36 protein-coding genes are annotated in these 26,070 nt (G+C 68.0%); 31 read left to right on the top strand and 5 right to left on the bottom strand.

The window, feature by feature from the left end; genetic code table 11:
- Position 1 precedes the first annotated feature (1 nt).
- The 19 genes from rplD (at position 2) to H7F53_RS04115 (ending at position 8,453) form a co-directional block, all read left to right on the top strand.
- Positions 2-622, top strand: a complete 621-nt coding sequence (gene rplD / locus H7F53_RS04205; protein WP_185678238.1) for a 50S ribosomal protein L4 — start codon at positions 2-4, stop codon at positions 620-622.
- The gene (locus tag H7F53_RS04200; RefSeq protein WP_185678237.1) at positions 615-920 is read left to right on the top strand and encodes a 50S ribosomal protein L23; all 306 of its coding nucleotides are present in this window, start codon (positions 615-617) and stop codon (positions 918-920) included. Before rplD ends, H7F53_RS04200 begins: the two co-directional genes overlap by 8 nt.
- A 13-nt stretch (positions 921-933) precedes the next feature.
- Positions 934-1,770: a 50S ribosomal protein L2 gene (gene rplB, locus H7F53_RS04195; RefSeq protein ID WP_185678236.1), complete on the top strand. Its 837-nt coding sequence runs from the start codon at positions 934-936 to the stop codon at positions 1,768-1,770.
- A gap of 6 nt (positions 1,771-1,776) precedes the next feature.
- A complete protein-coding gene (rpsS, locus tag H7F53_RS04190) occupies positions 1,777-2,055 on the top strand; it encodes a 30S ribosomal protein S19 (RefSeq protein WP_185678235.1) in 279 nt (92 codons plus the stop codon).
- On the top strand, positions 2,055-2,432 hold the full coding sequence (gene rplV / locus H7F53_RS04185) for a 50S ribosomal protein L22 (RefSeq protein WP_185678234.1): 378 nt from the start codon (positions 2,055-2,057) through the stop codon (positions 2,430-2,432). Before rpsS ends, rplV begins: the two co-directional genes overlap by 1 nt.
- Before the next feature lie 3 nt (positions 2,433-2,435).
- On the top strand, positions 2,436-3,146 hold the full coding sequence (gene rpsC, locus H7F53_RS04180) for a 30S ribosomal protein S3 (RefSeq protein ID WP_185678233.1): 711 nt from the start codon (positions 2,436-2,438) through the stop codon (positions 3,144-3,146).
- 5 nt (positions 3,147-3,151) lie between these two features.
- Positions 3,152-3,586, top strand: coding sequence for a 50S ribosomal protein L16 (rplP, locus tag H7F53_RS04175; RefSeq protein ID WP_185678232.1), 435 nt, complete (start codon positions 3,152-3,154; stop codon positions 3,584-3,586).
- Positions 3,586-3,789, top strand: a complete 204-nt coding sequence (gene rpmC, locus H7F53_RS04170) for a 50S ribosomal protein L29 (protein ID WP_185678231.1) — start codon at positions 3,586-3,588, stop codon at positions 3,787-3,789. Before rplP ends, rpmC begins: the two co-directional genes overlap by 1 nt.
- A 10-nt stretch (positions 3,790-3,799) precedes the next feature.
- Entirely contained in the window at positions 3,800-4,069 is a 270-nt protein-coding gene (gene rpsQ / locus H7F53_RS04165) for a 30S ribosomal protein S17 (protein ID WP_185678230.1), read from the top strand.
- A gap of 61 nt (positions 4,070-4,130) precedes the next feature.
- Positions 4,131-4,499 (top strand): 50S ribosomal protein L14, encoded by a 369-nt coding sequence (gene rplN, locus H7F53_RS04160; protein WP_185678229.1) that lies wholly within the window; start codon positions 4,131-4,133, stop codon positions 4,497-4,499.
- Positions 4,499-4,816: a 50S ribosomal protein L24 gene (gene rplX, locus H7F53_RS04155; protein WP_185678228.1), complete on the top strand. Its 318-nt coding sequence runs from the start codon at positions 4,499-4,501 to the stop codon at positions 4,814-4,816. Before rplN ends, rplX begins: the two co-directional genes overlap by 1 nt.
- Positions 4,809-5,387, top strand: coding sequence for a 50S ribosomal protein L5 (gene rplE / locus H7F53_RS04150; RefSeq protein ID WP_185678227.1), 579 nt, complete (start codon positions 4,809-4,811; stop codon positions 5,385-5,387). The genes rplX and rplE overlap by 8 nt, the downstream gene beginning before the upstream one ends.
- 45 nt (positions 5,388-5,432) lie before the next feature.
- On the top strand, positions 5,433-5,738 hold the full coding sequence (gene rpsN, locus H7F53_RS04145) for a 30S ribosomal protein S14 (RefSeq protein WP_185678226.1): 306 nt from the start codon (positions 5,433-5,435) through the stop codon (positions 5,736-5,738).
- 10 nt (positions 5,739-5,748) lie between these two features.
- A complete protein-coding gene (rpsH, locus tag H7F53_RS04140; RefSeq protein ID WP_185678225.1) occupies positions 5,749-6,144 on the top strand; it encodes a 30S ribosomal protein S8 in 396 nt (131 codons plus the stop codon).
- A complete protein-coding gene (gene rplF, locus H7F53_RS04135; protein WP_185678224.1) occupies positions 6,144-6,677 on the top strand; it encodes a 50S ribosomal protein L6 in 534 nt (177 codons plus the stop codon). Before rpsH ends, rplF begins: the two co-directional genes overlap by 1 nt.
- Entirely contained in the window at positions 6,677-7,027 is a 351-nt protein-coding gene (gene rplR / locus H7F53_RS04130) for a 50S ribosomal protein L18 (RefSeq protein WP_185678223.1), read from the top strand. Before rplF ends, rplR begins: the two co-directional genes overlap by 1 nt.
- A gap of 1 nt (position 7,028) precedes the next feature.
- Positions 7,029-7,751 (top strand): 30S ribosomal protein S5, encoded by a 723-nt coding sequence (rpsE, locus tag H7F53_RS04125; RefSeq protein WP_185678222.1) that lies wholly within the window; start codon positions 7,029-7,031, stop codon positions 7,749-7,751.
- Positions 7,752-7,756: 5 nt separating this feature from the next.
- Positions 7,757-7,933, top strand: a complete 177-nt coding sequence (rpmD, locus tag H7F53_RS04120) for a 50S ribosomal protein L30 (RefSeq protein WP_185678221.1) — start codon at positions 7,757-7,759, stop codon at positions 7,931-7,933.
- Between the two features lie 133 nt (positions 7,934-8,066).
- A complete protein-coding gene (locus H7F53_RS04115) occupies positions 8,067-8,453 on the top strand; it encodes an Ig-like domain-containing domain (RefSeq protein WP_185678220.1) in 387 nt (128 codons plus the stop codon).
- 185 nt (positions 8,454-8,638) lie between these two features.
- Here the strand turns inward: H7F53_RS04115 and H7F53_RS04110 are convergent, their stop codons facing one another.
- Positions 8,639-10,162 carry a hypothetical protein gene (locus tag H7F53_RS04110; protein WP_343061899.1) on the bottom strand — a complete coding sequence of 508 codons (1,524 nt, stop codon included), beginning with the start codon at positions 10,160-10,162 and terminating at the stop codon, positions 8,639-8,641.
- A 115-nt stretch (positions 10,163-10,277) separates the two neighbouring features.
- Between H7F53_RS04110 and rplO the strand changes: the two genes are divergently transcribed.
- From rplO to H7F53_RS04070, 8 genes are all read left to right on the top strand, one after another.
- On the top strand, positions 10,278-10,751 hold the full coding sequence (rplO, locus tag H7F53_RS04105; RefSeq protein ID WP_185678219.1) for a 50S ribosomal protein L15: 474 nt from the start codon (positions 10,278-10,280) through the stop codon (positions 10,749-10,751).
- A 132-nt stretch (positions 10,752-10,883) separates the two neighbouring features.
- Positions 10,884-12,251: a preprotein translocase subunit SecY gene (gene secY, locus H7F53_RS04100; RefSeq protein ID WP_185678218.1), complete on the top strand. Its 1,368-nt coding sequence runs from the start codon at positions 10,884-10,886 to the stop codon at positions 12,249-12,251.
- Positions 12,252-12,330: 79 nt separating this feature from the next.
- A complete protein-coding gene (locus H7F53_RS04095) occupies positions 12,331-12,978 on the top strand; it encodes an adenylate kinase (protein WP_185678217.1) in 648 nt (215 codons plus the stop codon).
- A 291-nt stretch (positions 12,979-13,269) separates the two neighbouring features.
- Entirely contained in the window at positions 13,270-13,638 is a 369-nt protein-coding gene (gene rpsM, locus H7F53_RS04090; protein WP_185678216.1) for a 30S ribosomal protein S13, read from the top strand.
- Positions 13,639-13,701: 63 nt separating this feature from the next.
- A complete protein-coding gene (rpsK, locus tag H7F53_RS04085) occupies positions 13,702-14,091 on the top strand; it encodes a 30S ribosomal protein S11 (protein WP_007011846.1) in 390 nt (129 codons plus the stop codon).
- Between the two features lie 102 nt (positions 14,092-14,193).
- Positions 14,194-15,252, top strand: coding sequence for a DNA-directed RNA polymerase subunit alpha (locus H7F53_RS04080; RefSeq protein ID WP_185678215.1), 1,059 nt, complete (start codon positions 14,194-14,196; stop codon positions 15,250-15,252).
- Between the two features lie 179 nt (positions 15,253-15,431).
- Positions 15,432-15,851, top strand: coding sequence for a 50S ribosomal protein L17 (gene rplQ / locus H7F53_RS04075; RefSeq protein ID WP_185678214.1), 420 nt, complete (start codon positions 15,432-15,434; stop codon positions 15,849-15,851).
- Between the two features lie 187 nt (positions 15,852-16,038).
- Entirely contained in the window at positions 16,039-18,249 is a 2,211-nt protein-coding gene (locus H7F53_RS04070) for a prolyl oligopeptidase family serine peptidase (RefSeq protein ID WP_185678213.1), read from the top strand.
- Positions 18,250-18,596: 347 nt separating this feature from the next.
- Here the strand turns inward: H7F53_RS04070 and H7F53_RS04065 are convergent, their stop codons facing one another.
- A complete protein-coding gene (locus H7F53_RS04065) occupies positions 18,597-19,352 on the bottom strand; it encodes a sterol desaturase family protein (protein WP_185678212.1) in 756 nt (251 codons plus the stop codon).
- A 416-nt stretch (positions 19,353-19,768) separates the two neighbouring features.
- Between H7F53_RS04065 and H7F53_RS04060 the strand changes: the two genes are divergently transcribed.
- Positions 19,769-20,035 carry a hypothetical protein gene (locus H7F53_RS04060; RefSeq protein ID WP_185678211.1) on the top strand — a complete coding sequence of 89 codons (267 nt, stop codon included), beginning with the start codon at positions 19,769-19,771 and terminating at the stop codon, positions 20,033-20,035.
- A 153-nt stretch (positions 20,036-20,188) separates the two neighbouring features.
- On the opposite strand, the gene rnhA is transcribed toward H7F53_RS04060, so the two are convergent.
- Genes rnhA through ispH form a run of 3 tightly spaced genes read right to left on the bottom strand, consistent with a single transcriptional unit; the run spans position 20,189 to position 22,611 of the window.
- A complete protein-coding gene (gene rnhA, locus H7F53_RS04055) occupies positions 20,189-20,629 on the bottom strand; it encodes a ribonuclease HI (RefSeq protein ID WP_185678210.1) in 441 nt (146 codons plus the stop codon).
- Entirely contained in the window at positions 20,626-21,597 is a 972-nt protein-coding gene (gene thrB, locus H7F53_RS04050) for a homoserine kinase (protein WP_185678209.1), read from the bottom strand. The genes rnhA and thrB overlap by 4 nt, the downstream gene beginning before the upstream one ends.
- Positions 21,598-21,621: 24 nt before the next feature.
- On the bottom strand, positions 21,622-22,611 hold the full coding sequence (gene ispH / locus H7F53_RS04045; RefSeq protein ID WP_185678208.1) for a 4-hydroxy-3-methylbut-2-enyl diphosphate reductase: 990 nt from the start codon (positions 22,609-22,611) through the stop codon (positions 21,622-21,624).
- Between the two features lie 66 nt (positions 22,612-22,677).
- On the opposite strand from ispH, the gene H7F53_RS04040 reads away from it, so the two are divergent.
- The 3 genes from H7F53_RS04040 (at position 22,678) to H7F53_RS04030 (ending at position 25,996) form a co-directional block, all read left to right on the top strand.
- Positions 22,678-23,343 carry a hypothetical protein gene (locus tag H7F53_RS04040; RefSeq protein ID WP_185678207.1) on the top strand — a complete coding sequence of 222 codons (666 nt, stop codon included), beginning with the start codon at positions 22,678-22,680 and terminating at the stop codon, positions 23,341-23,343.
- A 66-nt stretch (positions 23,344-23,409) separates the two neighbouring features.
- Positions 23,410-25,155: an arginine--tRNA ligase gene (gene argS / locus H7F53_RS04035; protein ID WP_185678206.1), complete on the top strand. Its 1,746-nt coding sequence runs from the start codon at positions 23,410-23,412 to the stop codon at positions 25,153-25,155.
- A gap of 43 nt (positions 25,156-25,198) precedes the next feature.
- Positions 25,199-25,996 carry an SPOR domain-containing protein gene (locus H7F53_RS04030; RefSeq protein WP_185678205.1) on the top strand — a complete coding sequence of 266 codons (798 nt, stop codon included), beginning with the start codon at positions 25,199-25,201 and terminating at the stop codon, positions 25,994-25,996.
- The last annotated feature ends 74 nt before the right edge of the window (positions 25,997-26,070 follow it).

Below are 26,070 nucleotides of genomic sequence, written 5' to 3'. Positions count from 1 at the left end.
CGTGAAGGTTCAGGTCCTCAATCTGGACGGTAGCGCCGCGGGCGACGTCGAGCTGTCGGATGCCGTGTTCGGTCTCGAACCGCGCGCCGACATCCTCCACCGCGTCGTCACCTGGCAGCTGGAAAACCGTCGCGGCGTGGCCCGCAAGGCGCGCGAGCGTTCGGACGTTGCCCGCACCGGCAAGAAGTTCGGCCGCCAGAAGGGTGGTGGTACCGCCCGTCACGGCGACCGCGCGGCCCCGATCTTCATCGGCGGCGGCAAGGCCCACGGTCCCCGCGTCCGCGAGTTCAACATCTCGCTGAACAAGAAGGTCCGTGCGCTCGGTCTCAAGATGGCGCTGTCGGCCAAGGCCCAGAACGGCCTGGTCGTGCTGAGCGGTCTCGACACCGACGGCAAGACCAAGACGCTGGCCGCCACGCTCGCCAAGGCGGGCTTCGGCAAGAAGGTGCTGGTGATCGACGGCGACGCGGTGAACGACAACTTCGCCAAGGCCGCCCGCAACCTCATCGGCATCAACGTGCTCCCGGCCGTCGGCGCCAATGTCTACGACATCCTGAAGCATGACACGCTGGTGCTGACGCGCGCTGCTGTCGAAAAGCTGGAGGCGCGTTTCAATGGCTAAGGACGCAATCGACGTGCGTCACTACGACGTGATCGTGGCTCCCCACATCACCGAGAAGTCGACGCTGCTCTCGGAGCACAATGCCGTGGTCTTCAAGGTGGCCGACAAGGCGACCAAGCCGGAGATCAAGGCGGCGGTCGAAGCGCTGTTCGACGTGAAGGTCGTCGGCGTGAACACCCTGACCCAGAAGGGCAAGACCAAGCGCTGGAAGGGCAAGCCCTACAAGCGTTCGGACGTGAAGAAGGCTGTCGTGACCCTGGCTGCCGGCCAGTCGATCGACGTCACCAGCGGTATCTGAGGCGCACAGCACCATGGCACTCAAGAGCTACAACCCGACCAGCCCGGCCCGTCGCGGCCTTGTCCTGGTCGACAAGTCGTCCCTGTGGAAGGGCAAGCCCGTCAAGGCGCTGACCGAAGGCAAGCGCAAGACCGGTGGCCGCAACAACAAGGGTCATGTCACGTCGCGCGGCATCGCCGGCGGCCACAAGCAGAAGTACCGCTTCATCGACTTCAAGCGTCGCAAGTGGGACATGCCGGCCACCGTCGAGCGGCTCGAGTACGATCCCAACCGCACCGCGTTCATCGCGCTGGTCAAGTACGAGGACGGCGAGCAGGCCTACATCCTCGCGCCGCAGCGTCTGGCCGTGGGTGACCAGGTGGTCGCCGGCGAGAAGACCGACGTCAAGCCGGGCAACGCGATGCTGCTGGCGCAGATGCCGGTCGGCACGATCATCCACAACGTCGAGATGAAGCCGGGCAAGGGCGGGCAGATCGCCCGTTCCGCCGGGACCTACGTCCAGCTCGTCGGCCGCGACCGCGGCATGGTCATCGTCCGCCTGAACTCGGGCGAGCAGCGCTACCTGCGCGGGGACTGCATGGGCACCGTGGGCGCGGTCTCGAACCCCGACAACGGCAACCAGAACCTGGCCAAGGCTGGCCGCAACCGCTGGCTCGGCAAGCGTCCGCTGACGCGCGGCGTCGCCAAGAACCCGGTCGACCACCCGCACGGCGGTGGTGAAGGCCGGACCTCGGGTGGCCGTCATCCGGTCACCCCGTGGGGCAAGCCGACCAAGGGCGCCCGGACCCGCCACAACAAGCGCACCGATGGCATGATCATCCGGTCGCGCCATGCGAAGAAGAAGAGGTAAGCGACCATGGCACGTTCCGTCTGGAAGGGTCCGTTCGTCGACCTGCACCTGCTGAAGAAAGCCGAAGTCGGTCAGGAAGCTGGCTCGCGCGCCGGCCCGATCAAGACCTGGTCGCGTCGCTCGACCATTCTTCCGCAGTTCGTCGGTCTGACGTTCAACGTCTACAACGGCCACAAGTTCATCCCCGTGTCCGTCTCGGAAGAGATGGTCGGCCACAAGCTTGGTGAATTCGCGCCGACGCGCACGTTCCCCGGCCACGCCGCTGACAAGAAGGGCAAGCGCTAATGGGCAAGGAAAAGTCCCCCCGTCGCGTTGGTGACAAGGAAGCGCTCTCGGTCGGCACGCAGATCCGCGGCTCGGCCCAGAAGCTCAACCTGGTCGCCGGCCTGATCCGCGGCAAGAAGGCCGAAGAGGCGCTCAACATCCTGTCGTTCTCGAAGAAGGCGATGGCCGTTGACGCGCGCAAGGTGCTCGCTTCGGCGATCGCCAATGCCGAGAACAACCACAACCTCGACGTCGACGCCCTGGTGGTGGCCGAGGCGAGCGTTGGGAAGTCGATCACCATGAAGCGGTTCCACACCCGTGGCCGTGGCAAGTCGACCCGCATCCTCAAGCCGTTCTCGCGGCTGCGGATCGTGGTTCGTGAAGTCGAGGAGGCCTGAACCATGGGTCACAAGAGCAACCCGATCGGCCTGCGCCTCCAGATCAACCGGACCTGGGACAGCCGCTGGTACGCCGAGGGCAAGAGCTACGGCAAGCTGCTGGCCGAGGATCTCAAGATCCGCAAGTTCATCATCGCGACCCTGCCGCAGGCAGCGATCTCGAAGGTGGTGATCGAGCGTCCCGCCAAGCTGTGCCGCGTGTCGATCTATGCCGCCCGTCCGGGTGTCATCATCGGCAAGAAGGGCGCCGACATCGAGAAGCTGCGGTCGCAGCTGTCGAAGATGACCGCCAGCGACGTCAAGCTGAACATCGTCGAGATCCGCAAGCCCGAGATCGACGCCAAGCTCGTTGCCCAGGGCATCGCCGACCAGCTGATCCGCCGCATCGCCTTCCGCCGTGCGATGAAGCGCGCGATGCAGTCGGCCATGCGGCTCGGCGCCGAAGGCATCAAGGTGGTCTGCGGTGGCCGTCTCGGCGGCGCCGAGATTGCCCGCGTCGAGCAGTACCGCGAGGGGCGCGTGCCGCTGCACACGCTGCGCGCGAACATCGATTATGCCGAGGCCGAGGCCCACACGACCTATGGCGTGATCGGGATCAAGGTCTGGGTCTTCAAGGGCGAGATCCTGGGCCACGATCCGATGGCGCAGGACCGTCTGATGCTGGAATCGCAGACCTCGGGCGTGCGCCCGGCGCGCGATGATCGCAGGAACTAAGAGCCATGCTGCAACCGAAAAAGACCAAGTTCCGCAAGGCCTTCAAGGGCCGCATCCATGGCCTCGCCAAGGGTGGCTCGGACCTCAACTTCGGCTCCTACGGGCTGAAGGCCCTTGAGCCTGAGCGGATCACCGCCCGCCAGATCGAGGCGGCCCGCCGCGCGATCACCCGCCACATCAAGCGCCAGGGGCGCCTGTGGATCCGCGTCTTCCCGGACGTGCCGGTGACCAAGAAGCCGGCTGAAGTCCGTCAGGGCAAGGGCAAGGGCTCGATCGAATACTGGGCTGCCCGCGTGAAGCCGGGTCGCATCCTGTTCGAGCTCGACGGCGTCGCCGGTCCGCTGGCCGCCGAGGCGTTCAGCCGTGCCGCGATGAAGCTGCCCATCAAGACCAAGGTCGTGGCCCGCCTGGGCGACACCTCGCATCTCGGAGGCGAATAATGGCCAAGATCAGCGATCTGCGCGCCAAGACCGACGACCAGCTGACGGCTGACCTCGCCGATCTGAAGAAGGAGGCGTTCAACCTCCGCTTCCAGGCTGCGACCAACCAGCTCGAGCGTCCGGCGCGCATCAAGGAAGTGCGCCGCGACATCGCCCGCATCAAGACGCTGCAGACTGAGCGCTCTCAGTCGGCCAAGGCGTAAGGAGCCAACGATGCCCAAGCGTATTCTCATCGGGACCATCGTCTCCGACAAGACCGACAAGACCGTGGTCGTGAAGGTCGAGCGCAAGGTGAAGCACCCGCTCTACGGGAAGATCATCCGTCGCTCGAAGAAGTATCACGCCCACGACGAGGACAACGCCTTCCACACCGGTGAGGTCGTTCGCATCGAGGAAACCGCACCCTATTCCAAGTTGAAGACCTGGAAGGTGATCGAGCGGGTCCAGGCGGGCAAGGCCGCGGCGCTGGAAGCCGAAGTCTAAGAACAGCGATTTTGGAACTGCCGGACTGGTTCCGGCAAGCCATTGAGAAGGAACCGGATCCATGATCCAGATGCAATCCAATCTCGACGTCGCGGACAACAGCGGCGCCAAGCGCGTCCAGTGCATCAAGGTGCTGGGCGGGTCGAAGCGTCGGACTGCCGGCGTTGGCGACATCATCGTGGTGTCGATCAAGGAGGCGCAGCCGCGGGCCCGCGTCAAGAAGGGCGACGTGCACCGCGCCGTGATCGTCCGCACCAAGAAGGACGTGCGCCGGGCCGATGGCTCGGTGATCCGCTTCGACAGCAACGCGGCCGTGCTGGTCGGCAAGAACGAGGAGCCGATCGGCACCCGTATCTTTGGACCGGTGGTCCGCGAACTGCGTGCGCGCGGCTTCATGAAGATCATCTCGCTCGCGCCGGAGGTGCTGTGATGGCTGCCGCCAAGATCAAGAAGGGCGACAGCGTCGTCGTCCGCTCTGGCAAGGACAAGGGCCGCACCGGCACCGTCCTCCAGGTCCTCCCCAAGGATGGCAAGGTTGTCGTCGCGGGCGTGAACATGATCGCCCGTCACCGCAAGCCGACCCAGTCGAACCCGCAGGGCGGGATCGATCGCCGCGAGGCGCCGATGGCGATCTCGAAGGTGGCCGTGGCCGACAAGGACGGCAAGCCGACCCGCGTCCGCTTCGAGGAGCGCGACGGCAAGAAGGTCCGCGTGGCCGTGAAGTCCGGGGAGACCATCGATGGCTGACAAGTACACGCCGCGTCTGAAGACGAAGTACGACGCCGAGATCGCCAAGGCGATGCAGGCCAAGTTCGGCTACAAGAACGCGCTGGAGATCCCGCGGCTCGAGAAGATCACGCTCAACATGGGCGTGGGCGAGGCGAGCCAGGACAAGAAGAAGGTCCAGACCGCCGCGGCGGAAATGGAGCTCATCGCCGGCCAGAAGCCGGTGATCACTAAGGCGAAGAAGTCGATCGCGCAGTTCAAGCTGCGTGAAGGCATGCCGATCGGCTGCAAGGTGACCCTGCGGCGCGAGCGCATGTACGAGTTCCTCGACCGCCTGGTGACCGTGGCGATGCCCCGCATCCGCGACTTCCGTGGCCTGAACCCCAAGTCGTTCGACGGTCGCGGCAACTACGCGATGGGTCTCAAGGAGCAGATCATCTTCCCGGAGATCAGCTACGACCAGATCGAGAAGGTGCGCGGCATGGACATCATCGTCACCACCACCGCCAAGACCGACGACGAGGCACGTGAGCTGCTTCGCCTGTTCGGTTTCCCGTTCCCGCAGGAAGCCGAGCAGAAGCAGGCGGCCTAAGGCCCCTCGCTGCCCTCCCGAGATTTAAGGAAAGAGCTTAAGTCCATGGCGAAACTGAGTTCGATCAACAAGAACGAGCGGCGCAAGAAGCTCGTTGAGAAGTATGCAGCCAAGTATGCCGCGCTCAAGGCCCAGGCCAACGACCAGTCGCTCGACGAAACCGAGCGCCTGATCGCCCGCCTCAAGCTGGCCGAACTGCCGCGCAACGCGAACCCGACCCGGGTGCGCAACCGCTGCAACACCACCGGCCGCCCGCGCGGCTACTATCGCAAGTTCGGCCTTTGCCGTGTCGAGCTGCGGGACCTTGCCAACAAGGGCATGATCCCGGGCGTCACGAAGTCGAGCTGGTAAGGAAACGGCGATGGCATTGACCGATCCCCTGGGTGATATGCTCACCCGCATCCGCAACGGCCAGCAGGCGAAGAAGGACTCGGTCCTCTCGCCGGCCTCGAAGCTGCGCGCCCGCGTGCTCGAGGTGCTGCAGCGCGAAGGCTACATCCGCGGCTATTCGGAGGACGCCACCGGCGCCCACCCGCAGCTGCGCATCGAGCTGAAGTATTTCGAAGGCGAGCCGGCGATCAAGCACGTCGCTCGCGTCTCCAAGCCGGGCCGCCGCGTCTACTCGGGTTCGAAGGAACTCCCGGTGGTGCGCAACGGCCTTGGCATCACCATCGTCTCGACGCCCAAGGGCGTGCTCTCGGATGCCGAGGCCCGCGCCCAGAACGTCGGCGGCGAAGTGCTCGCGGAGGTGTTCTGATGAGCCGCATCGGCAAGAAGCCGGTTGCCATCCCGGGCGGCGTCAGCGCCGCGATCGCGGACGGCGTCCTGACCGTGAAGGGCCCCAAGGGCACGCTGACCCTCACCCTGCGTGACGAGATCAGCTACACCCTCGACGGCGACACCATCCTGGTGAAGCCGGCCAACGACACCAAGGCGGCGCGGGCCTTCTGGGGCATGCAGCGCACGCTGGTCTCCAATCTGGTGACCGGGGTGACCGAGGGCTACACCAAGGTGCTCGAGATCACCGGCGTGGGCTATCGTGCCAACGCCCAGGGCCGCAACCTGAAGCTCCAGCTCGGCTACAGCCACGACGTGGACTATGCCGTGCCCGAGGGCATCGAGATCAAGACCCCGGACAACACCACGGTCGAGATTTCGGGCATCGACAAGCAGAAGGTCGGCCAGGTTGCCGCCGAGATCCGTCGCTGGCGCAAGCCCGAGCCCTACAAGGGCAAGGGCATCAAGTACCGCGGCGAGTACATCTTCCGCAAGGAAGGGAAGAAGAAGTAATGGCCAAGCTCTCCCTGTTCGAGCGCCGTCGCCGGCGCGTCCGCACCGCGCTGAAGGCGCGCGCCGGTGGCCGTCCGCGGCTGTCGGTGCACCGTTCCGGCCGTCACATCTACGCGCAGATCATCGACGACAACGCCGGCCGCACGCTGGTCGCCGCCTCGTCGCTGACCAAGGGCTCGAAGGGCCCGGGCGCGACGGTGGCTGCCGCTGCCGAGGTGGGCAAGGCCCTGGCCGAAGCCGCCAAGGCAGCCGGCGTGACCGCCGTCGTGTTCGATCGCGGCGGCTTCCTCTTCCATGGCCGCGTCAAGGCGCTGGCCGATGCCGCGCGCGAAGGCGGGCTGGAGTTCTAAGATGGCTGACGAAACCAACCAGGAAACCGAAGTGGTGGCCGTCGAGGCCAGCGCCCCCGAGGGTGAAGCCCGCGAGGCCCGCGGCCGTGGCCGTGGCCGTGGCAACGATCGTGGCGGCGGTGACCGCGGCCGCGGCCGTGGCGACCGCAACGACCGCAACCGCGGCCGTGGCGGCGACGAGGAGGGCGGCGAGGAGCTGATCGAGAAGCTCGTCCACATCAACCGCGTCTCCAAGACGGTGAAGGGCGGCAAGCGCTTCGGCTTCGCGGCGCTGGTCGTCGTGGGCGACGGCAAGGGCCGCGTCGGCTTCGGTCATGGCAAGGCGCGCGAAGTGCCGGAAGCCATCACCAAGGCGACCGCCTCGGCCAAGAAGAAGATGATCCGCGTTCCGTTGAAGGAAGGCCGCACGCTGCACCATGACGGCAAGGGCCACTTCGGCGCCGGCAAGGTCAACGTCCGTTCGGCTCCGGCCGGGACCGGGATCATCGCCGGCGGTCCGATGCGCGCCGTCTTCGAGAGCCTGGGCGTGGCCGACGTGGTGACCAAGTCGGTCGGCACCTCGAACCCCTACAACATGATCCGCGCCACGTTCGACGCGCTGACCGACCAGACTTCGCCGAAGTCGGTCGCCCAGCGCCGTGGCAAGAAGGTCGCCGACCTGCTCGGTCGGGGCGGCGCCAGCGCGGTCGAGGCGGAAGCCGCCGCCGAAGCCATCGTGGAGTAAGCGACATGGCGACTATCAAGATCAAGCAGATCGGCTCGCCGATCCGCCGTCCCGAAAGCCAGAAGAAGATCCTGATCGGCCTCGGGCTCGGCAAGATGAACCGGGTCGTCGAGCTGGAAGACACCGCCGAAGTGCGCGGTGCCATTGCCAAGCTCCCGCACATGGTGGCCGTGGTGGACTGATCACGGCTTCAGCGCTAGAACAGGGCGGCCCCGGGAGCGATCCCGGGGCCGTTTTGCTGCAGGCATCTGCCGTTGGTGGGTTCGATCGGGCCCGTCCGGAGGACATGCCGGACGTAAGCCGGGGGGGGTGATCATGGTTCTTGTCGCCGCCGCTGCCATGGGCTTGCTGCTGGTTCAGGCAGGCGAAGCATCCGCAGTGCCGTTGGCCGTGCCCCATGTGGTTTCGATCAGCCCGGCAGACGGCAGCACCATTCCATCGGGACCGTTCGACCTTACCGTGACGTTCGATCGGCCCATGCTGGCGGGCAGCTACTCGTTCGTGCGGGTGTCGCCGGCCACCTTCCCCGATTGCCAACCGAATGCCCGTCTGTCGCAGGACAGAACGAGCTACACCATGCGGTGCACCGCGGTGGCGGGCCGCGTCTACGAAGTCTGGTTCAATCGTCCGCCTTACATGAACTTCAAGTCAGCCGAAGGCATCTCTGCTCAGCCCAGCCGAACGCGCTTCAGGGCGAGGTGAGGCGCGGCGATTGCGCGGCCGGTTCGTTTCGTGTGGTCCTTGATCGTGTCCAGTTCCTCGCAATCTCCCAACTTCGCTCAGGCTGAGCTCGACGAAGCCCACGCGCGGTGGTTGGCTCGAAGCGTGTCAGGGTCGGCCGGTGATGCCAGCGCAAATGGCACGAGTACCTCCCATGTCCGAATGACTCAGCGGGCGCCGCTGACCGTTGGCTCATGGCAATCCCCCCAGACCACCAGGTCATCGGCCAGCAGCCAATCCTCGACGTGGCGCCGCGCCACCGGGCGGCAGTGCTGCCGCACATAGGTATTCACCAGCGCCCAGGTCTCAGGGATCGCTGGCCCGTTGCGGACCTGGACCGGCAGCACCACGGCGCCCGGCCGCGCCGCCAGCACCCGGCGCAGTTCAGCCACCGTGTCGAGATGGCTGACGTTGCGTTCGGCCTGCTGGCTGAGATGGGTCTCGAAGGCGAGCGGGGTGGGGAAGGCATGGCCGGTCATCCCGTAAAGTTGCGCCGGGCCGGCATAGACCAGCAGGGGGCGGCCGCCGTCGTGGGCCCGGATCGCGGCGCTCAGCGCGGCGAAGGCGGCGCGCGAGCGGTCCGCCTGGCCGGGGCGGAACGGCGGCTCGGCGCGCAGGCCCAGCGCGATCATCGCGGCGGCCGCGACCAGCCCGATCCAGCCCCGATCGAGCAGCGGTGCCGCGGCGAGGCACAGCACCACCAGCAGCGGCAGGGCATAGTGCGGATAGAAGTTGGGCACCGCGGCCAGGCCGAACAGCGCGGCGATCAGCCACCCTTCGACGAAGCCGCGCCCGCGCGGGCCTTGCAGCATCAGCCCCCCGGCGGTGGCGAGGATCAGCGGCAGCAGCAGCCGCCACAGCAGGATCAGGCGGATCGCGGTGCCGCCCCAGTCGGTGCCCTTGGCGAGATTGGCGCCAACCATCGCGTGCCAGTATTCCGGCCAGTGGCCGAGCGCGGCATAGCCCAGCGCGATCGCCGCGGTCGGCGCCAGGCCCAGCGCCAGCCAGCCAAGCCCCCGCAGCGCGACCCAGGCCACCGGCCGGCGCGAGCGCCAGGCTGCCGCCAGCGCCGCCAGTCCGAAGAACAGGGCCTCGAACAGCACCGTGGTCTTGACCGTGATCGCCGCGCCGGCCAGCAGCATGGCCAGTGCCACCCGGCCGCTCCGCTCGCCCCGCGCGACCTGCGGAAGCCCCTGGCACAGCAACAGCGCCGCCGCGGCGACCGGCAGGTTGTAGAACACCGGGCTCTGGCCACCGAAGCCATAGAGCGGGGTCAGCCAGACGAGATAGACCAGCCCGGCCAGCAGCGCCCCCTGCGGCCCGGTCCAGCGCCGGGCGATCGCGCCGATCACGGCGGCCGTGGCGACCGCGCAGGCCCAGGCGGCCAGCTGGTAGGCGAGCGGGTCGGGCGTGATCCCGGCGATGGCCCAGTAGATCAGGAACAGGCCGAGCGGCTTGCGGTCCCACACGTCGACATAGGGCAGGGCGCCATGATGCATGGCGAGGCCGACCGCGTGGTAGAAGCCTTCGTCCGCCGCCAGATTGGGATCGCCGAAGGTGCTCCAGCGCAGGACCAGCCCGGCCACGGCCAGTACCACCAGCTGCAGCGCGGGCCGGTCGAACGGCGAGCCATCGTTGCTCCGCGCTGGCGCGGCAGACTTCAGCACCTCGGCGATACCCCCTGGCTGCACCGTAGCAAGGTTTCCCCCCCTGGGAAGGGGGCGGAAAAGGGGGTGACATTGCGCGCCGGCTCGCCTAAGGGCGCCGCTTCCATCAGCGCGACCAAAGCGAAAGCGAGTGCATCCCATGAACCTGAACGACATCCGTGACAACAATGGCGCCCGCAAGGGCCGCATGCGCGTGGGCCGTGGCATCGGCTCCGGCAAGGGCAAGACCGCCGGGCGCGGCCAGAAGGGCGCCAAGGCGCGCTCGGGCGTGTCCGTGGCCGGTTTCGAAGGCGGTCAGATGCCGCTTCACATGCGCATCCCGAAGCGCGGCTTCAACAACAAGTTCGGCAAGGACTATGCTGAGGTGAACCTCGGCCTGGTGCAGAAGGCGATCGACGCCGGCAAGCTCGACGTCAAGGCGACGATCGATCATGCCGCGCTCAAGGCCGCCGGCCTGGCCCGTGGCGGCAAGCATGGCGTGCGCCTGCTCGGCAAGGGCGCCTTCTCGGCCAAGGCCAACTTCGCCGTGGCCGGCGTCTCGGCCGGGGCCAAGGCTGCGGTCGAGGCCGCGGGCGGCTCGGTCACCGTGCCGGCGGCCGCCACCGCCGAGTAATCGCGGACAATTGGACGGGCGGGGGTTCTTGCATCCCCGCCCGCGTCCTATATGGACCTGAACCAATCCGGGGAGGACGGGCGCCGATAGGGATCGGTGCGGCACCGCGCCCCAGCAAGGCACCTAGCTGACATGGCATCACGCGCCGACAACATCGCGAGCAACCTGAGCCTCGCCAACTTCTCCAAGGCGACCGAGCTCAAGACGCGGATCTGGTTCACGATCGGCGCGCTGATCGTGTTCCGCTTCCTCAGCTTCGTGCCGCTGCCCGGGGTCAACCCGCTGATCCTCGAGACGCTCTACAGCAAGACCCAGGGCGGCATCCTCGATCTGTTCAACACCTTCTCGGGTGGTGGTCTGCAGCGAATGAGCCTGATCGCGCTCGGCGTGATGCCCTATATCACCGCCTCGATCGTGGTGCAGCTTGCCGCCTCGCTTCACCCCGCGCTCGCCAGCCTCAAGAAGGAAGGCGAAAGCGGCCGCAAGCGGCTCAACCAGTACACCCGCTACGGCGCCGTGCTGCTGACCGCGGTGCAGGGCTGGTTCGTCGCCTCGGGGCTCGAGGCCTACGGCGCCTCGAGCGGCCTCCAGGCGGTGGTCATGCCCGGGCTGGTGTTCCGGCTCAGCGCGGTGATCTCGCTGATCGGCGGGACGATGTTTCTGCTCTGGCTGGGTGAGCAGATCACCTCGCGCGGGATCGGCAACGGCACCTCGCTGATCATCATGGCCGGCATTGTCGCCCAGATGCCGACCTTCATCGCCAACCTGTTCGAGGGCGGCCGATCGGGTTCGATCAGCGGCTTCACCATCGTCGGGCTGGTCGCTCTGCTGGTCGGCCTGATCCTCGGCATCTGCTTCTTCGAGCGCGCCACCCGGCGGCTGCTGATCCAGTATCCCAAGCGCGCGACCCAGCGCGGCATGATGCAGGCCGATCGCAGCCACCTGCCGCTCAAGCTCAACACCGCCGGCGTGATCCCGCCGATCTTCGCCAGCTCGCTGCTGCTGCTGCCGCTGACGATTACCCAGTTCGCCGGCAATTCGGTCTCGGCCGATACCACGCTGGGCGCCTTCGTGATCGGGCTGAACCAGTATCTGGCGCACGGCAAGCCGGTCTACATGCTGCTTTATGCCCTGGGCATCATCTTCTTCTCGTTCTTCTACACCGCGGTGGTCTTCAACCCCGAGGAAACGGCCGAGAACCTCAAGAAGAACGGCGGCTTCATCCCGGGCATCCGTCCGGGCAAGAACACCGCGACCTATCTTGACTATGTGCTGACCCGGATCACCGTGATCGGCGCGGCCTACATCACCGTGGTCTGCGTCGTGCCCGAATGGGTGATCGCCCAGACCGGCGTCAGCCTGTTCTTCGCCGGCGGCACCTCGCTGCTGATCGTCGTCAACGTAACGGTGGATACGATCACGCAGATCCAGTCGCACCTGTTGGCGCATCAGTACGGTGACCTTATCAAGAAGGCCAAGCTGAAGGGCCGCATGCGCTGAGGGGGCGGGACCAAAGTCGGACTTGTCCGGCCGCGGTCTCCCGGGCAAGGGTGGCGCGACAATCAGGGGAGCTGCCGAAGTGAACATCATCCTGCTGGGCCCGCCGGGAGCGGGGAAGGGCACCCAGGCACAGCGTCTGGTCGAGCGCCACGGGATGCGGCAGCTGTCCACCGGCGACATGCTGCGCGCTGCGGTCAAGGCCGGGACCCCGGTGGGTCTCGAGGCCAAGGCGGTGATGGAGCGTGGCGAGCTGGTCTCCGACGCGATCGTTTCGGCGCTGATCGGTGAAGAGCTGGATGCGCTGCAGCCCGGGCAGGGCGCGATTTTCGACGGCTATCCCCGCACCGCGCCCCAGGCCGAGGCGCTTGACGCGATCCTGGCCAGCCGTGGCCGCAACCTTGACCGCGTGATCGAGCTCGAGGTCAACGAGGATGCGCTGGTCGAGCGGATTACCGGCCGCTTCACCTGCGCGAGCTGCGGCAAGGGCTATCACGACACCTTCGAGCAGCCGCGGCAGGCCGGGGTCTGCGACAAGTGCGGCGGGACCGAGTTCAAGCGCCGGCCCGACGACAACGAGGACACGGTGCGCACCCGCATGGCCGAGTACCGGGCCAAGACCGCGCCGATCCTGCCGATCTACGAAACGCGCGGCATCGTCAGCCGGGTCGACGGCATGGCCGAAATGGACGCCGTCACCGCCGCAATCGAGGCGGTCATCGCCGGTTGATCCCTCTTGCGGCGGCGATTCGCCGGGTGACGATCAGGGTTAATCCGGGAGTGTCCCGGCCCTCGTGAAAGCTCCCTAGGACGCCCGGTTGACCAGGCCTCCGCCCGGCGTTGACACGTGCCGCGAATCGGCCTAAGCGCGCCCTTCACTCGATCGAACCGGATGTCCGGAAGGTGAGCGCCGCTTGTGCGACACCGTCCGGGCTTTTGCCGTTTTGATCCGGTGAAACCGCGTTGAGATAGGGGCGGCCCCCTGGCGGATCGCCGGCCCCTGTGGAGCATGGAGAATTAAGTGGCTCGTATTGCCGGGGTCAACATCCCCACCAACAAGCGCGTGATCATCGCGCTCACCTACATCCACGGGATCGGTCCGAAGTCCGCCAAGGACATCGCCGACAAGCTGGGGATCGATCACACCCGCCGCGTCCAGGACCTGTCCGACCAGGAAGTCCTGCACATCCGCGAGACGATCGACGCCGAATACACCGTCGAGGGCGATCTTCGTCGCAACACCGCGATGAACATCAAGCGTCTGATGGACCTGGCCTGCTACCGCGGCCTGCGTCACCGCAAGGGCCTGCCGGTCCGCGGCCAGCGCACCCACACCAACGCCCGCACCCGCAAGGGCAAGGCCAAGCCCATCGCCGGCAAGAAGAAGTAAGCCCGTCGCCCGCCCGGGCACGGCTTTTCCCTTCTTTCCCGCTATTCGACAGGAATTCAGCACATGGCACGCGAACCCCAGCGCATTAAGCGCCGCGAGCGCAAGAACATCACCAGCGGCATCGCCCACGTGAATGCCAGCTTCAACAATACGATGGTCACCATCACCGATGCCCAGGGCAACGCCATCTCGTGGTCGTCGGCCGGCATGATGGGCTTCAAGGGCAGCCGCAAGTCGACTCCCTATGCCGCCCAGGTTGCCGCCGACGATGCCGGCAAGAAGGCCGCCGAGCATGGCGTCCGCACCCTCGAGGTCGAGGTCAAGGGCCCGGGTTCGGGTCGCGAGAGCGCGCTGCGCGCGCTGCAGGCGGTGGGCTTCACCATCACCTCGATCCGCGACGTGACCCCGATCCCGCACAACGGCGTGCGCCCGTCCAAGCGTCGCCGCGTCTGATCGTGCTTTCGCGGCGGCCCCCGGGTCGCCGCAGTTTCGAGAAGCCGCGGTCCCTCAGGGGCCTGCGGCTTTTCCCGCCAGAACATACCCTAGGGGAAGTCCATGACTGTCAATATCAAGAACTGGCAGGAACTGAAGAAGCCCAACACCCTCGAGATCAAGGCCGGGACCGATCCCAAGCGCCGTGCGACCTTCGTCGCCGAGCCGCTCGAGCGGGGCTTTGGCCTGACGCTCGGCAACGCGCTGCGGCGCGTGCTGCTGTCGTCGCTGCAGGGTGCCGCGATCACCTCGATCAAGATCGAGAACGTGCTGCACGAGTTCTCGAGCCTGGCCGGCGTCCGCGAGGACGTCACCGACATCGTGCTCAACGTCAAGCAGATCGCGATCCGCATGCAGGGCGAGGGGCCGAAGCGGCTCCAGCTCTCCGCCACTGGCCCGGCCGAGGTCAAGGCGGGTGACATCGCGGTGACCGGCGACATCGAGATCATGAACAAGGATCTCGTGATCTGTCACCTCGACGAGGGCGCGACGCTGAACATGGAACTGACCGCCGACACCGGCAAGGGCTACGTCCCGGCCGTGTCGAACCGTCCGGTCGACGCGCCGATCGGGCTGATCCCGGTCGACTCGCTCTACTCGCCGGTCCGCCAGGTCAGCTACAAGGTCGACAATGCCCGCATCGGCCAGGAGCTTGACTATGACAAGCTCAGCCTGACGGTCGATACCGACGGCACTGTCACCCCCGAGGATGCCGTGGCCTATGCCGCGCGAATCCTGCAGGACCAGCTCTCGCTGTTCGTCCACTTCGAGGACGTCGCCCCGGTCGGCGCCTCGCCGATGATCGGCGTTTCGGCGGCTCCGGCCGACGAGGGTGACACCAACCAGCTCAACCGCTACCTGCTCAAGAAGGTGGACGAGCTCGAGCTGTCGGTGCGTTCGGCCAACTGCCTCAAGAACGACAACATCATCTACATCGGCGACCTGGTCCAGAAGACCGAGGCCGAGATGCTCCGCACCCCGAACTTTGGCCGCAAGTCGCTCAACGAGATCAAGGAAGTGCTCTCGTCGATGGGCCTGCGCCTGGGCATGGACATCCCCGGCTGGCCGCCGGAGAACATCGAGGAAATGGCCAAGAAGCTCGAACAGGAGCTGCTGGGCTGATCGGCGTGGTCCCGGGCTTGCTCCCGGGACTGCTGTCCAAGTTCGCCGCGGCGTCGGTTTGGTCCGGCCCGCGCTCCCGGGGCAAGCCCGGGGCGACGACCAAGGGAAACGGCCCGCCCCCTTAGCGCGAGCCAGGACCGGGGTACCTTGCACGGCCCCCTTACGAACGGAGATTACCCATGCGTCACAAGCTTGGCGGTCGCAAACTGAACCGCACCTCGTCGCACCGCATCGCGATGCTGCGCAACATGGCGGCCTCGCTGATCAAGCACGAGCAGATCACCACCACCCTGCCCAAGGCGAAGGAGCTGCGGCCCTACGTCGAGAAGCTGATCACGCTGGCCAAGCGTGGCGGCCTGTCGAACCGTCGTCTGGCCCACGCCCGCCTGCTCGACGACGCCCAGCTGGTGAAGCTGTTCGACGTGCTGGCCGCGCGCTACGCCGATCGCAACGGCGGCTACAGCCGCGTCATCAAGGCCGGCATCCGCGCCTCGGACGCCGCCCCGCTGGCGGTGATCGAGCTGGTTGACCGCGACGTTGCGGCCAAGGGCCAGGATTCGGGTCCGGTGCTGAGCGAGGACGAGCTCGAAGAGGCCTGATCGCTCGGGCCTCGGCCCAGCCATCCGTACAGGGCGGTCGCGGCGACGCGGCCGCCCTTTTGCGTTGCCGCCCGCCGCGGCCTGCCTCAAGGGGCGATGGCGCACTGGTAGGGCGCGCGGGCTGTTGCCTTGCGCCCGGCCCGTCGCCCATAAAGGGCCACAGAGGTCTGAACCCGGACACGTGAGGATGCCGTTTCGCCCCCCTGCCGCGCTGGCGGCGCTGCTGTTGTCGCTTGTGCCGCACCCGGCGCAGGCCGGAGATGCCATGACCCGTTCCGATCCGGCCGCCGCGCCGCGCGTTGCCGCGCAGCTGGTGGCGCCTTATCCGCAGACCCGGCGCGATCCGCTGGTCGAAACCCGGTTCGGCGAAGCCGTGCCCGATCCCTATCGCTGGCTCGAGGCGGACGTGCGCAACGATGCCGCCGTGGCCGACTGGGTGGCGCGGCAGAACAGGGTCACCTCCGATTACCTGGCCCGGCTGCCGGCGCGCGGGTGGTTCGCGCGGCGGATCCGCGAGCTGACCGACTACGAGCGCTTCGGCCTGCCGGTGAAGGCAGGCCGGCGCTACTTCTACCTGCGCAACGCCGGCCTGCAGAACCAGCCGCAGCTGTGGGTGCGCCAGGGGCTTGACGGCACCCCGCGGCTGCTGCTCGACCCCAACCGCTGGGCCGAGGACGGGGCGACCGCGCTCGACGCATGGAAGCCGTCGGGCGATGGGCGCTTCCTGCTCTACAGCGTGCAGGATGGCGGCAGCGACTGGCGGGTGCTGCGGGTGCTTGACGTGCGCACCGGGCAGGCCCTGCCGGACACGGTGCGCTGGGCCAAGTTCACCGCGCTGGCCTGGGTGGGCAACGAGGGCTTTCTCTATTCACGCTTCCCGGCCCCGGCCAAGGGTCAGGCCTTCCAGCAGCTGTCCTACAACCAGTCCTTGTGGTTCCACCGTATCGGCACCCCCCAGGAAGCGGACGAGCTGGTCTATGCCACGCCGGACCGGCCCGAGCTGGGCCATGTCGCCGAGGTCACGGCCAACGGCCGCTGGGCGGTGATCACCTCGTCGGCGGGCACCGATGCGCGCCATGCGATCCACGTGGTGGACTTGCGCCGCCGCGGCCCGCAGCGCTGGCAGCCCCGTGCGCTGGTCGGCGGGCTGGACCACGACTGGCAGCTGGTCGAGGCGCTGGGTAGCCGGGTGTGGTTCGTCACCAACCGTGATGCGCCGCGCTACCGCCTGGTCTCGCTCGATCTCGAGCGCCCGGGGGCCGACTGGCGCGAGGTCGTCCCCGAGGGGGCGAACAAGCTCGAGCGGGCGACCATCATCGGTCGCAAGCTGGTGCTCAACTATCTGCAGGACGCCAATAGCCGGGCCGTGGTGGTCGATCTGGCCGGTCGCCCCGCGCAGGAGCTGATGATCGACGATATCGGGACGGCAAGCGGCTTCACCGGCCGTCCCGGGGATGCCGAGACGTTCTACACCTTCAGCAGCTTCAACCGCCCCGCGACGATCTACCGGCTGGACATGGCGACCGGCCAGGCCAAGCCCTTCGCCCAGCCGGCGCTGACCTTCGATCCCGCGCGCTACCTGGTCGAACAGCGCTTCTTCGCGTCGAAAGACGGCACCCGCGTGCCGCTGTTCCTGGTGCGCAGCCGCGCCGTGGCCGCAGCGGGCAAGCCGGTGCCGACGCTGCTCTACGGCTATGGCGGGTTCGACGTGTCGCTGACACCCGGCTTCGCCGCCTCGCGGATGGCCTGGCTCGAGGCGGGGGGCGCCTTTGCCCTCGCCAACATCCGCGGCGGCGGAGAGTACGGCAAGGCCTGGCACGATGCCGGCCGGCTCGGCAATAAGCAGAACAGCTTCGACGACTTCATCGCCGCTGGCGAGTTCCTGATCGCCGAGGGGATCACCGCCAAGGGGCGGCTTGCGATCCAGGGCGGGTCCAACGGCGGTCTGCTGGTCGGCGCGGTGGTCAACCAGCGCCCCGACCTGTTCGCCGCGGCCAATCCCGCGGTTGGGGTGATGGACATGCTGCGCTTCGACCGCTTCACCGCCGGGCGCTACTGGGTCGACGATTACGGCTATCCCGACCGCGAGCCGGACTTCCGCGTGCTGCGGGCCTATTCCCCCTACCACAACATCCGTCCAGGCCGCGACTATCCTGCGATCCTGGTGACCACGGCCGATACCGACGACCGGGTCGTGCCGGGGCACAGCTTCAAGTATGCCGCCGCGCTGCAGGCCGCCGAGATCGGCCCGCGCCCGCACCTGATCCGGATCGAGACCCGCGCCGGGCACGGGTCGGGCAAGCCCACCGACAAGGCGATCGAGGAGAATGCCGACGTGCTCGCCTTCCTCGCCGAATGGACCGGGCTGCAGGTGCCCGCGGACGCCGCAGCGCCTTAGGTGGCGTGGACAAATTCGAGGGGCAGTTTCCGCCTGGAACCAGGCATGGAGGTCCTCTCGGCACAGAACACGGACCACCCTCTAATTGTCGCCCCGGCCTTGAGCCGGGGCAGGGCTTGCGCGGCCATGGCTGGGGAAGAACCGCCCTTTCCCGGGTCAAGCCCGGGACGACGATGGCCTTGGGGGTAGGCTAATTTGCGGGTCTGCGAATGCGTTTTGGGCTGCCTCAGCGCGTTTGGGCCCAACGTTCGCCCCCTTAGGCCGAAGTCGAGAAACACCGTGCGATGACTGTCGACGCCGCTCGACGCAGACGGACAAGAGGTGGGTGAACCTCTTCAGGACAGGCGCTAGGCCTCGCTGGGCACGGCCGGAGTGGCCGGGGCGCGCTGCGGGAGCCAGCGCAGCGGCCAGCGGACCAGATCGCCCAGCGACTGCGGGGCGCCCTCGTCGAGCCCGCACGGCGGCCACCCGTCCGGCCGGCGATAGGTGCGGAACAGCACGTCCCAGATCGGGAAGAGCGCGGCGAAGTTGGTGTCGTAATGCTCGGGCAGCCGCGAATGGTGGCGCCGGTGATAGGCCGGCGCATTGAGCACCCATGACCAGCGGCCGAAATCGATCCGCAGGTTGGCATGGATGAAGTAGTTGTAGAGGCTCATCACCGCATAGCTGACCATCAGGGTGTAGGTCGAGGTGGTGATCATCGAGGCGGCCGACCAGATCGTCACCGCCTTGACCAGCTGATCGCCCCAGAAATGGCGGTTGGTGGTGAGCGCGGTCATCTCGGGATCGGAGTGGTGGAGCGAGTGCATCGCCCACAGCGCCGGGATGCGGTGCGAGGCATAGTGGTAGAGAAACTCGAGGAAATCGCGCACCAGCACGAAGATCGGCAGGGCCAGCCACAGCGGCATGGTGCGCAGGTCGATCAGTGCCCCGCCGTGCCAGTCGGGCCACACTCGCATGGCCAGCATGCCGACCCCCATCTGCAGCGCCCAGGCCTGGAGGTTGCGCCACCAGTCGGTGCGGCCGGGGTTGAACCTCCGCTCGAGCAGGGTGAGGCCGAGCATGACCAGCCCGGTGGCGGCGAAGAACAGGATCGTCGACATGGTCCCGGGGCTTAGCGCGGGCCGGGTTAAGGTTCGGTTCCCGGCTGCACGTCTGGGTGGAGGCAGAGGCCCAGATCAAGGTGGGGCGTCAGTTGCCGCCCTGAAATGAGGGCGGGCGATCCCGACCCGGCGTTGTCCAGACAACGTTGAATGGGACCGGTTCTGGAGAGTAGATTTCTCCAAATTGATTTTAATCAATTGATTGAGCGTGAGATAAGTAAAACCAAACCTTGAAGGGACAGACCCAAATCATTGCCTGCTGATTGCTGTGATAGAGATTGCCTATGGGTGTGACATCGAAGATAACAGAAGGGTCGCATCATGCTGGGGGGAAAAGTGTGATCAATGGACATGATCTTCGGCCTCGCTTTGTTCAGGGCAGGCGTCTTCTGTTCTGGCGAGGCTCGGAAATGGTCATGCTGATGGGCCTGCTGCTGTCCACGGCGCTCGTCGGCCTCGATCTTTTCGGCACGATCGGTCGGTCAGCGCCGCGCTACGGCGCCTATGCGCTGCTGGTGCTTGCGGTGGCCTGGTCTGTCGATCGGATCCGGCGCCAGGCGCGTCCCACCCGGGTCGCGGATGCCCACTGGGCGCGCCGCCGGATCTTCGGCATCGGGCTGCTCTTCGGCGCGAACGGAGTGGTCCTTGCCCTGGTATTGATACGGACAGTCCAGACCCCGTGACCATCGCGGCGTGTCGCCCCTCGCGGCAAGGCCGTCCGGCGCCGCGCTGCCGGTGCGTTATCGCAGCAGATGGAAGCGCCTGCTGACCCGGCAAACACGGCAAGAAGAAAAACCTGCAGCAGCCGAGCCGAGGTCACCCGATCGGCGTCTGCCCTAGGCGGTCCGCGCCGCCTCGGCCGCGGCGCTGGCGAGGCGGTCGGCGCGTTCGTTGTCGACGTGGCCGGCATGACCCTTGACCCAGACCCAGTCGATCTGGTGCGGCCGCGCGGCGGCAATCAGGTCCTGCCACAGGTCGGCATTGGCGACCGGCTTCTTCGCCGCGTTCTTCCAGCCATTGCGCTGCCAGCCGAACACCCAGCTGGTGATTCCGTCGATCACATACTTGCTGTCGGTGTGGAGCGTGACCTGGCAGGGCTGGCGCAGCGCGCGCAGCGCCATGATCGCACCCATCAGCTCCATGCGGTTGTTGGTCGTCTCGGGCGCGCCGCCGGACAGCTCCTTCTCGTGTTCGCCCATCCGCAGGATCGCGCCCCAGCCGCCCGGGCCGGGATTGCCCTTGCAGGCCCCGTCGGTGAAAATCGTGACCGCCTTCAAGCGAAGACGCCGGGCTGGTCGCGGTAGAAGGTCAGCCGCCGGGCGAAGGCCAGCGGGTCCTTGCGGGTGACGAAGGCATCGGCCGGGGTGTGCAGCCAGTCGTAGGCGCGGCTCGAGAGGAAGCGCATCGCCGCGCCGCGGGCCAGCAGCGGCAGGGCCGCCCGCTCGGCGGCTGACAGGGGCCGGACGGTCTCGTAGCCGCCGATCAGCGCGGCCGACAGCTCCGGGGCAAAATGCCGGCCGGTCGCGTCGAAGCACCAGGCGGCATGGGTTACCGCCAGATCGTAGGCGGTCAGGTCGATGCAAGCGAAGTAGAAGTCGATCAGGCCGCAGACCCGGTCGCCCAGCATCAGCACGTTGTCGGGGAACAGATCGGCGTGGATCACCGAACGGGGCAGGTCCGCGGGCCAGTGCGCCTCGAGGTCGTCGAGCTCGCGGGTGACCAGCGCGCCCAGCGCGGGGTCGATCCGGTCGAGCCCGTCGGCGCCGCAGCCGTCGACCAGCCGGCGCCATCCGGCCGGGCCGAGATCGTTGGTGCGGACCATCGGGAAGTCGAGGCTGGCGAGGTGCAGCCGCGCCAGCGCCTCACCCACCGCGCGGGCCTGGCCGACCGTGGGCTCGCTCACCGACACGCCCGAGAGGAACTCGATCAGGGCCACGGCCTTGCCGTCGAGCTGGCGGAAGGAGGCGCCGGCGCGGTCGTGGATCGTGGCCGGCACCGGGCAGCCGCGGGCCGAGAGGTGGTCCATCAGGCCCAGGAAGAAAGGCAGCTCGCGCACCTCGGTGCGCTCCTCGTACATGGTCAAGATGAAGCGCGCGCCGCTGCCATCGCGGCCGGCGGTCTCGATCAGCCAGTTGCTGTTCTGCACGCCCTCGGCGATGCCCTTGGCGCTGCGCAGCGCGCCCACATCGAATTCGGCGATCAGCGCGGCCAGCTGTTCCGCGCCGAGGTGGGTGTAGACGGCCATGGGGACAATCCTGCTGAGGGGCGCTCAGTCGATCAGCTGGCGGGGCAGCTTGAACACCATCTTTTCCTCGGCGGTGATGACGGTTTCCTCCTCGATCGGCCGGATCGTGGCAATCCGCGCCACCACCTCGCGCACCAGCTCCTCGGGTGCGGAGGCACCGGCAGTCAGGCCGAGGGTGCCGATCTCGGCCAGCCAGGCGGGATCGATCTCGTCGGCGCGCTGGATCAGCTGGGCCCGCGCGCCGCAGCGCTGGGCGACCTCGACCAGGCGCAGCGAGTTCGAGCTGTTGGGCGCGCCGATCACCAGCACCATGTCGCAATCGCTGGCGATCGCCTTGACCGCCGCCTGGCGGTTCGACGTGGCGTAGCAGATGTCCTCGGCGCGGGGCGCGTTGATCTGGGGGTAGCGGGCCTTGAGCGCGGCGATGATCCCGGCGGTATCGTCGACCGACAGCGTGGTCTGGGTGAGGAAGGCCAGCGCGGTCCCTGCGGGGAAATCGAGCCCGGCCACGTCCTCCTCGGTCTCGACCAGCGTGACCGAGCCCTCCGGCACCTGGCCGAGCGTGCCGATCACCTCGGGGTGGCCGCGGTGGCCGATGAACAGGATGTGCCGGCCGGCCTCGATCTGGCGTTCCGCCTGGCGGTGGACCTTGCTGACCAGCGGGCAGGTCGCATCGAGCCAGTCGAGCCCGCGCGCGGTCGCCTCGGCCGGGACCGCCTTGGGCACGCCATGCGCGCTGAAGATCACCGGGGCGCCGTCGGGCACCTCGTCGAGCTCCTCGACGAAGACCGCGCCCTTGGCGCGCAGCCCGTCGACCACGTACCTGTTATGCACAATTTCATGGCGGACATAGACCGGCGCGCCGTAGCGGGCGAGTGCGCGCTCGACGATCTCGATCGCCCGGTCGACCCCGGCGCAGAAGCCACGCGGGGCCGCGATCAGCAGGCGGAGCGTCTCGCCGGCGGGGGCGAGACTGGTTGCGGCACTGGGCGATTCCGGAAATGGCGCGTTCATGTACTCGCCCCTAGCGCTTCCCGGCGCGCGCCGCTAGGGCAGCAAGCTCAAACCGAGGACCGCAGGATGACCTTTCGCACCCGTCTTTTCGCCGCGGCTGGCCTGGCCGGCGCCCTGCTTGCGCTGGCCGGGTGCAAGACCAAGGGCGATATCGTGGTGGACGATGGCGTTGGCATCGCCTCGGTCCGCGGTGTCTGCCCGGCGGTGGGCGTGCCCGACTATACCGGCGACATCACGCTGTTCCGCTCCCCCGGAGCGACCGACGCCGGCGCGATCGACGTGACCGCGGTGCTGACCAACCTGCGCCCTTCATGCAACGATGCCGGCGCCGGCGACAAGGTGCTCACCCAGGTCGGCTTCGACGTGCTGGCCCGCCGCACCGACACCCGCGGCGCGCGGACCGTGCAGCTGCCCTACTTCGTGACCGTGCTGCGCGGTGGCCGGGCGGTGATCGCCAAGCGGCTCGGCACAATCAGCCTGACCTTCGCCGACGGGCAGGACCGGGCCCAGGCCCATGGCACCGGCAGCGCCTATGTCGACCGGGCCGAGGCCACCCTCCCGCCCGAGGTGCGCAACCGCCTGACCCGCAAGCGCAAGGCCGGCGATGCCGATGCGGCGATCGATCCGCTGGCCCAGCCCGACGTGCGCGCCGCCGTGGCGCGCGCCACCTTTGAGGTGCTGGTCGGGTTCCAGCTCGACCAGAGCCAGCTGGCTTACAACGCGACCCGCTGAGGCAATCGCCGCGCGCGGCGCGGTGGGTGTTCCCAAGCCGGCGCAAACGGGCTAACCGCCCGTGCCATGTCTGCTGAACTCACGCTTCACGCCGCTTTCGTCGGCCACATCGCCGCTGCGCTCGACGCGCTGGAACGGGCTGGCACCCTGCCCGCCGGGCTGAACCGAGCCGCCGTGGCGGTCGAGCCGCCGCGCGATCCGGCGCATGGCGATCTGGCCACCAATGCCGCGATGGTCCTGGCCAAGCCGGCCGGCACCAACCCGCGCGTGCTGGCCGAGGCGCTGGTCGCCGAGCTGGCGAAGCTGCCGCTGGTCAGCGCGGCCGAGATCGCCGGGCCGGGCTTCATCAACCTGCGTGTCGACACCGCCGCCTGGCTGGCCGAGCTGCGCGCGATCGCCGCGCTGGGGCCAGACTATGGCCGCTCGACGCTCGGCGCGGGCAGCACGGTGAACGTCGAATATGTCTCGGCCAACCCGACCGGGCCGATGCACATGGGCCACTGCCGTGGCGCGGTGGTCGGCGATGCGCTGGCAGCCCTGCTCGAGTTCGCCGGGCACCGGGTGGTGCGCGAATACTATGTCAACGACGCCGGGGCGCAGGTTCAGGTGCTGGGCCGCTCGGTCCACGTGCGCTACCGCGAGGCGCTAGGCGAGGACGTGGGCGCGATCCCCGAGGGGCTCTATCCTGGCGACTATCTGATCCCGGTCGGTCAGGCGCTGGCCGCCGAATTCGGCGATCGCTATGCCGCCGCGCCGGAAAGCGAATGGCTCGACCTGTTCCGCACCCGCGCGGTCGCCGCGATGCTGGTGATGATCAAGGACGATCTTGCCCTGCTTGGCATCCACCACGACCTGTTCTCCTCCGAGGCCGAGCTGCAGGCGGCGGGCAAGCCGGCCGAGGCCGAGGCCTGGCTGCGCGCGCAGGATCTGGTCTACGACGGCGTGCTCGAGGCGCCCAAGGGCAAGACCCTGGAGGACTGGGAGCCGGTGGCCCTGCCGCTGTTCCGCTCGACCCGCTTCGGCGACGATCAGGACCGGCCGATCCGTAAGTCCGACGGGACCTGGACCTATTTCGGCGCCGATCTCGCCTATCACTTCCAGAAGGCCCAGGGCGCCGATGCGCTGGTCGACATTTGGGGCGCCGACCATGCCGGGACGGTCAAGCGGATCAAGGCCGCGGTCGCCGCGATGACCGGGGCCAAGGGCACGGCGACGCCGTTCGAGGTCAAGCTGGTGCAGATGGTCCAGTTGCTGCGCGATGGCGAGCCGGTGAAGATGTCGAAGCGCGCCGGAACCTTCGTCACCCTGGCCGACGTGGTGCGCGAGGTCGGCAAGGACGTGGTGCGCTTCACCATGCTGACCCGCAAGCCCGAGGCGCAGATGGACTTCGACTTCGCCAAGGTGGTCGAGGCCTCGAAGGACAACCCGGTGTTCTACGTCCAGTATGCCCATGCGCGGATCTGCTCGACCCTGCGCAAGGCGGCGGCCGAGGGCTTCGCGCCGGATGCCGCGGCGCTGGACCGGCTGGGCGATGAGGAGCTGGCGTTGGTCAAGCTGGCGGCCCAGTTCCCGCGGCTGGTCGAGGCGGCGGCGGTGGCGCGCGAGCCGCACCGCGTGGCCTTTTTCCTGGGCGATCTGGCCGCGGCGTTCCATGCCTACTGGAACATCGGCAATGACCGGCCCGACAAGCGCTTCATCGTGGCCGAGGACGCCGCGCTGACCGGCGCGAGGCTTTTCCTCGCTGCGCAAATCGGGCAACTGGTTCGTAACGGCTTGGCGCTACTCGGCGTCGAGGCGGTCGAGGAGCTGTAGCGCAAGGCCAGCGTGCGGTCGCCAGAAGAGGGCAGGGGGCTCGATGAACGACAACAACGACCAGACCGACAACCAGGGTGGGATCGGCCAGGATGGGATCGGCCAGGATGGGATCGGCGATGCGCCCGAAACCGCCTTCGCTGTGGGCGAGGCGCTGGGCGTGGGCGCGCCGCAACCGGCGCTCGCGTTGGATGACGACGAGCGGCTGCCCTGGCTCGAATCCGCCGATGACGAGGACGAGGAGGGCGCGATCGATACCGCGCGGGTCGCGCGCTTTGTCGCCTTCGGGGTGGCGCTGCTGGCGCTGCTGGTCGGGGGCATCTGGATGCTCAACCACCGCTCCACGGGTCCGGCGCAGGTCGCCGAGGGCGGGGTGATCCCTGCGCCAAGCGAACCCTACAAGAGCGAGCCGGCCGACAAGGGCGGCAAGACCTTCGCCGGCACCGGCGATTCCGCCTTTGCCGTGTCGGAGGGCAAGAACCCCGCCGCCAAGCTGGGCGGCACCGAAACCCCGGTGGCGTCGGCCGCTCCGGCGGCGGCGGCGGCGGCGGCGCCCGCCTCCCCGGCTGCCGGCAAGGGTGCGGCCGCGGCAGAGCCGGCCAGTGGCGGCGTCGGGGTCCAGGTCGGGGCCTATTCCTCGCAGGCGGCGGCCGAGGCCGGCTGGTCGCGGCTGAGCACCAGCCACGAGGTGCTCAAGGGGCTCCGGCACCGCGTGCTCGAGGGGTCGGCCGATATCGGCACGGTCTATCGCCTGCAGGCGGTGGCCGCTGATCTGGCCGCGGCCAATGCGCTGTGCGGCAGCCTCAAGGCGGCGGGCGTGGCCTGCCAGGTCAAGCGCTAGGGCCGCCCGGCCCGGCCAGACCGCCTATCCACACCGGCAGGGCCCTGCGATCTTGCGATCGCGGGGCTTTGCTG

Source organism: Novosphingobium piscinae (assembly GCF_014230355.1).
In the GTDB taxonomy this organism is placed as follows: domain Bacteria; phylum Pseudomonadota; class Alphaproteobacteria; order Sphingomonadales; family Sphingomonadaceae; genus Novosphingobium; species Novosphingobium piscinae.
Note: the sequence above shows the minus strand (reverse complement) of the source record. Positions and strands in the feature narration are given on the sequence as shown.

Coding starts and splice junctions, on each gene's coding strand:
- rplV (WP_185678234.1), top strand. CDS start 2,055: ATGGGCAAGGAAAAGTCCCCCCGTCGCGTTGGTGACAAGGAAGCGCTC.
- rplF (WP_185678224.1), top strand. CDS start 6,144: ATGAGCCGCATCGGCAAGAAGCCGGTTGCCATCCCGGGCGGCGTCAGC.
- rpsN (WP_185678226.1), top strand. CDS start 5,433: ATGGCGAAACTGAGTTCGATCAACAAGAACGAGCGGCGCAAGAAGCTC.
- secY (WP_185678218.1), top strand. CDS start 10,884: ATGGCATCACGCGCCGACAACATCGCGAGCAACCTGAGCCTCGCCAAC.
- H7F53_RS04040 (WP_185678207.1), top strand. CDS start 22,678: ATGACCTTTCGCACCCGTCTTTTCGCCGCGGCTGGCCTGGCCGGCGCC.
- H7F53_RS04070 (WP_185678213.1), top strand. CDS start 16,039: ATGCCGTTTCGCCCCCCTGCCGCGCTGGCGGCGCTGCTGTTGTCGCTT.
- rpmC (WP_185678231.1), top strand. CDS start 3,586: ATGGCCAAGATCAGCGATCTGCGCGCCAAGACCGACGACCAGCTGACG.
- rpsQ (WP_185678230.1), top strand. CDS start 3,800: ATGCCCAAGCGTATTCTCATCGGGACCATCGTCTCCGACAAGACCGAC.
- H7F53_RS04065 (WP_185678212.1), bottom strand. CDS start 19,352: ATGTCGACGATCCTGTTCTTCGCCGCCACCGGGCTGGTCATGCTCGGC.
- rplR (WP_185678223.1), top strand. CDS start 6,677: ATGGCCAAGCTCTCCCTGTTCGAGCGCCGTCGCCGGCGCGTCCGCACC.
- rpsS (WP_185678235.1), top strand. CDS start 1,777: ATGGCACGTTCCGTCTGGAAGGGTCCGTTCGTCGACCTGCACCTGCTG.
- H7F53_RS04060 (WP_185678211.1), top strand. CDS start 19,769: ATGCTGATGGGCCTGCTGCTGTCCACGGCGCTCGTCGGCCTCGATCTT.
- ispH (WP_185678208.1), bottom strand. CDS start 22,611: ATGAACGCGCCATTTCCGGAATCGCCCAGTGCCGCAACCAGTCTCGCC.
- rplE (WP_185678227.1), top strand. CDS start 4,809: ATGGCTGACAAGTACACGCCGCGTCTGAAGACGAAGTACGACGCCGAG.
- rpsH (WP_185678225.1), top strand. CDS start 5,749: ATGGCATTGACCGATCCCCTGGGTGATATGCTCACCCGCATCCGCAAC.
- H7F53_RS04200 (WP_185678237.1), top strand. CDS start 615: ATGGCTAAGGACGCAATCGACGTGCGTCACTACGACGTGATCGTGGCT.
- rplP (WP_185678232.1), top strand. CDS start 3,152: ATGCTGCAACCGAAAAAGACCAAGTTCCGCAAGGCCTTCAAGGGCCGC.
- rplN (WP_185678229.1), top strand. CDS start 4,131: ATGATCCAGATGCAATCCAATCTCGACGTCGCGGACAACAGCGGCGCC.
- rpsC (WP_185678233.1), top strand. CDS start 2,436: ATGGGTCACAAGAGCAACCCGATCGGCCTGCGCCTCCAGATCAACCGG.
- H7F53_RS04080 (WP_185678215.1), top strand. CDS start 14,194: ATGACTGTCAATATCAAGAACTGGCAGGAACTGAAGAAGCCCAACACC.
- thrB (WP_185678209.1), bottom strand. CDS start 21,597: ATGGCCGTCTACACCCACCTCGGCGCGGAACAGCTGGCCGCGCTGATC.
- rplO (WP_185678219.1), top strand. CDS start 10,278: ATGAACCTGAACGACATCCGTGACAACAATGGCGCCCGCAAGGGCCGC.
- rplQ (WP_185678214.1), top strand. CDS start 15,432: ATGCGTCACAAGCTTGGCGGTCGCAAACTGAACCGCACCTCGTCGCAC.
- rplX (WP_185678228.1), top strand. CDS start 4,499: ATGGCTGCCGCCAAGATCAAGAAGGGCGACAGCGTCGTCGTCCGCTCT.
- rpmD (WP_185678221.1), top strand. CDS start 7,757: ATGGCGACTATCAAGATCAAGCAGATCGGCTCGCCGATCCGCCGTCCC.
- H7F53_RS04030 (WP_185678205.1), top strand. CDS start 25,199: ATGAACGACAACAACGACCAGACCGACAACCAGGGTGGGATCGGCCAG.
- rpsK (WP_007011846.1), top strand. CDS start 13,702: ATGGCACGCGAACCCCAGCGCATTAAGCGCCGCGAGCGCAAGAACATC.
- rplB (WP_185678236.1), top strand. CDS start 934: ATGGCACTCAAGAGCTACAACCCGACCAGCCCGGCCCGTCGCGGCCTT.
- rpsE (WP_185678222.1), top strand. CDS start 7,029: ATGGCTGACGAAACCAACCAGGAAACCGAAGTGGTGGCCGTCGAGGCC.
- H7F53_RS04115 (WP_185678220.1), top strand. CDS start 8,067: ATGGTTCTTGTCGCCGCCGCTGCCATGGGCTTGCTGCTGGTTCAGGCA.
- argS (WP_185678206.1), top strand. CDS start 23,410: ATGTCTGCTGAACTCACGCTTCACGCCGCTTTCGTCGGCCACATCGCC.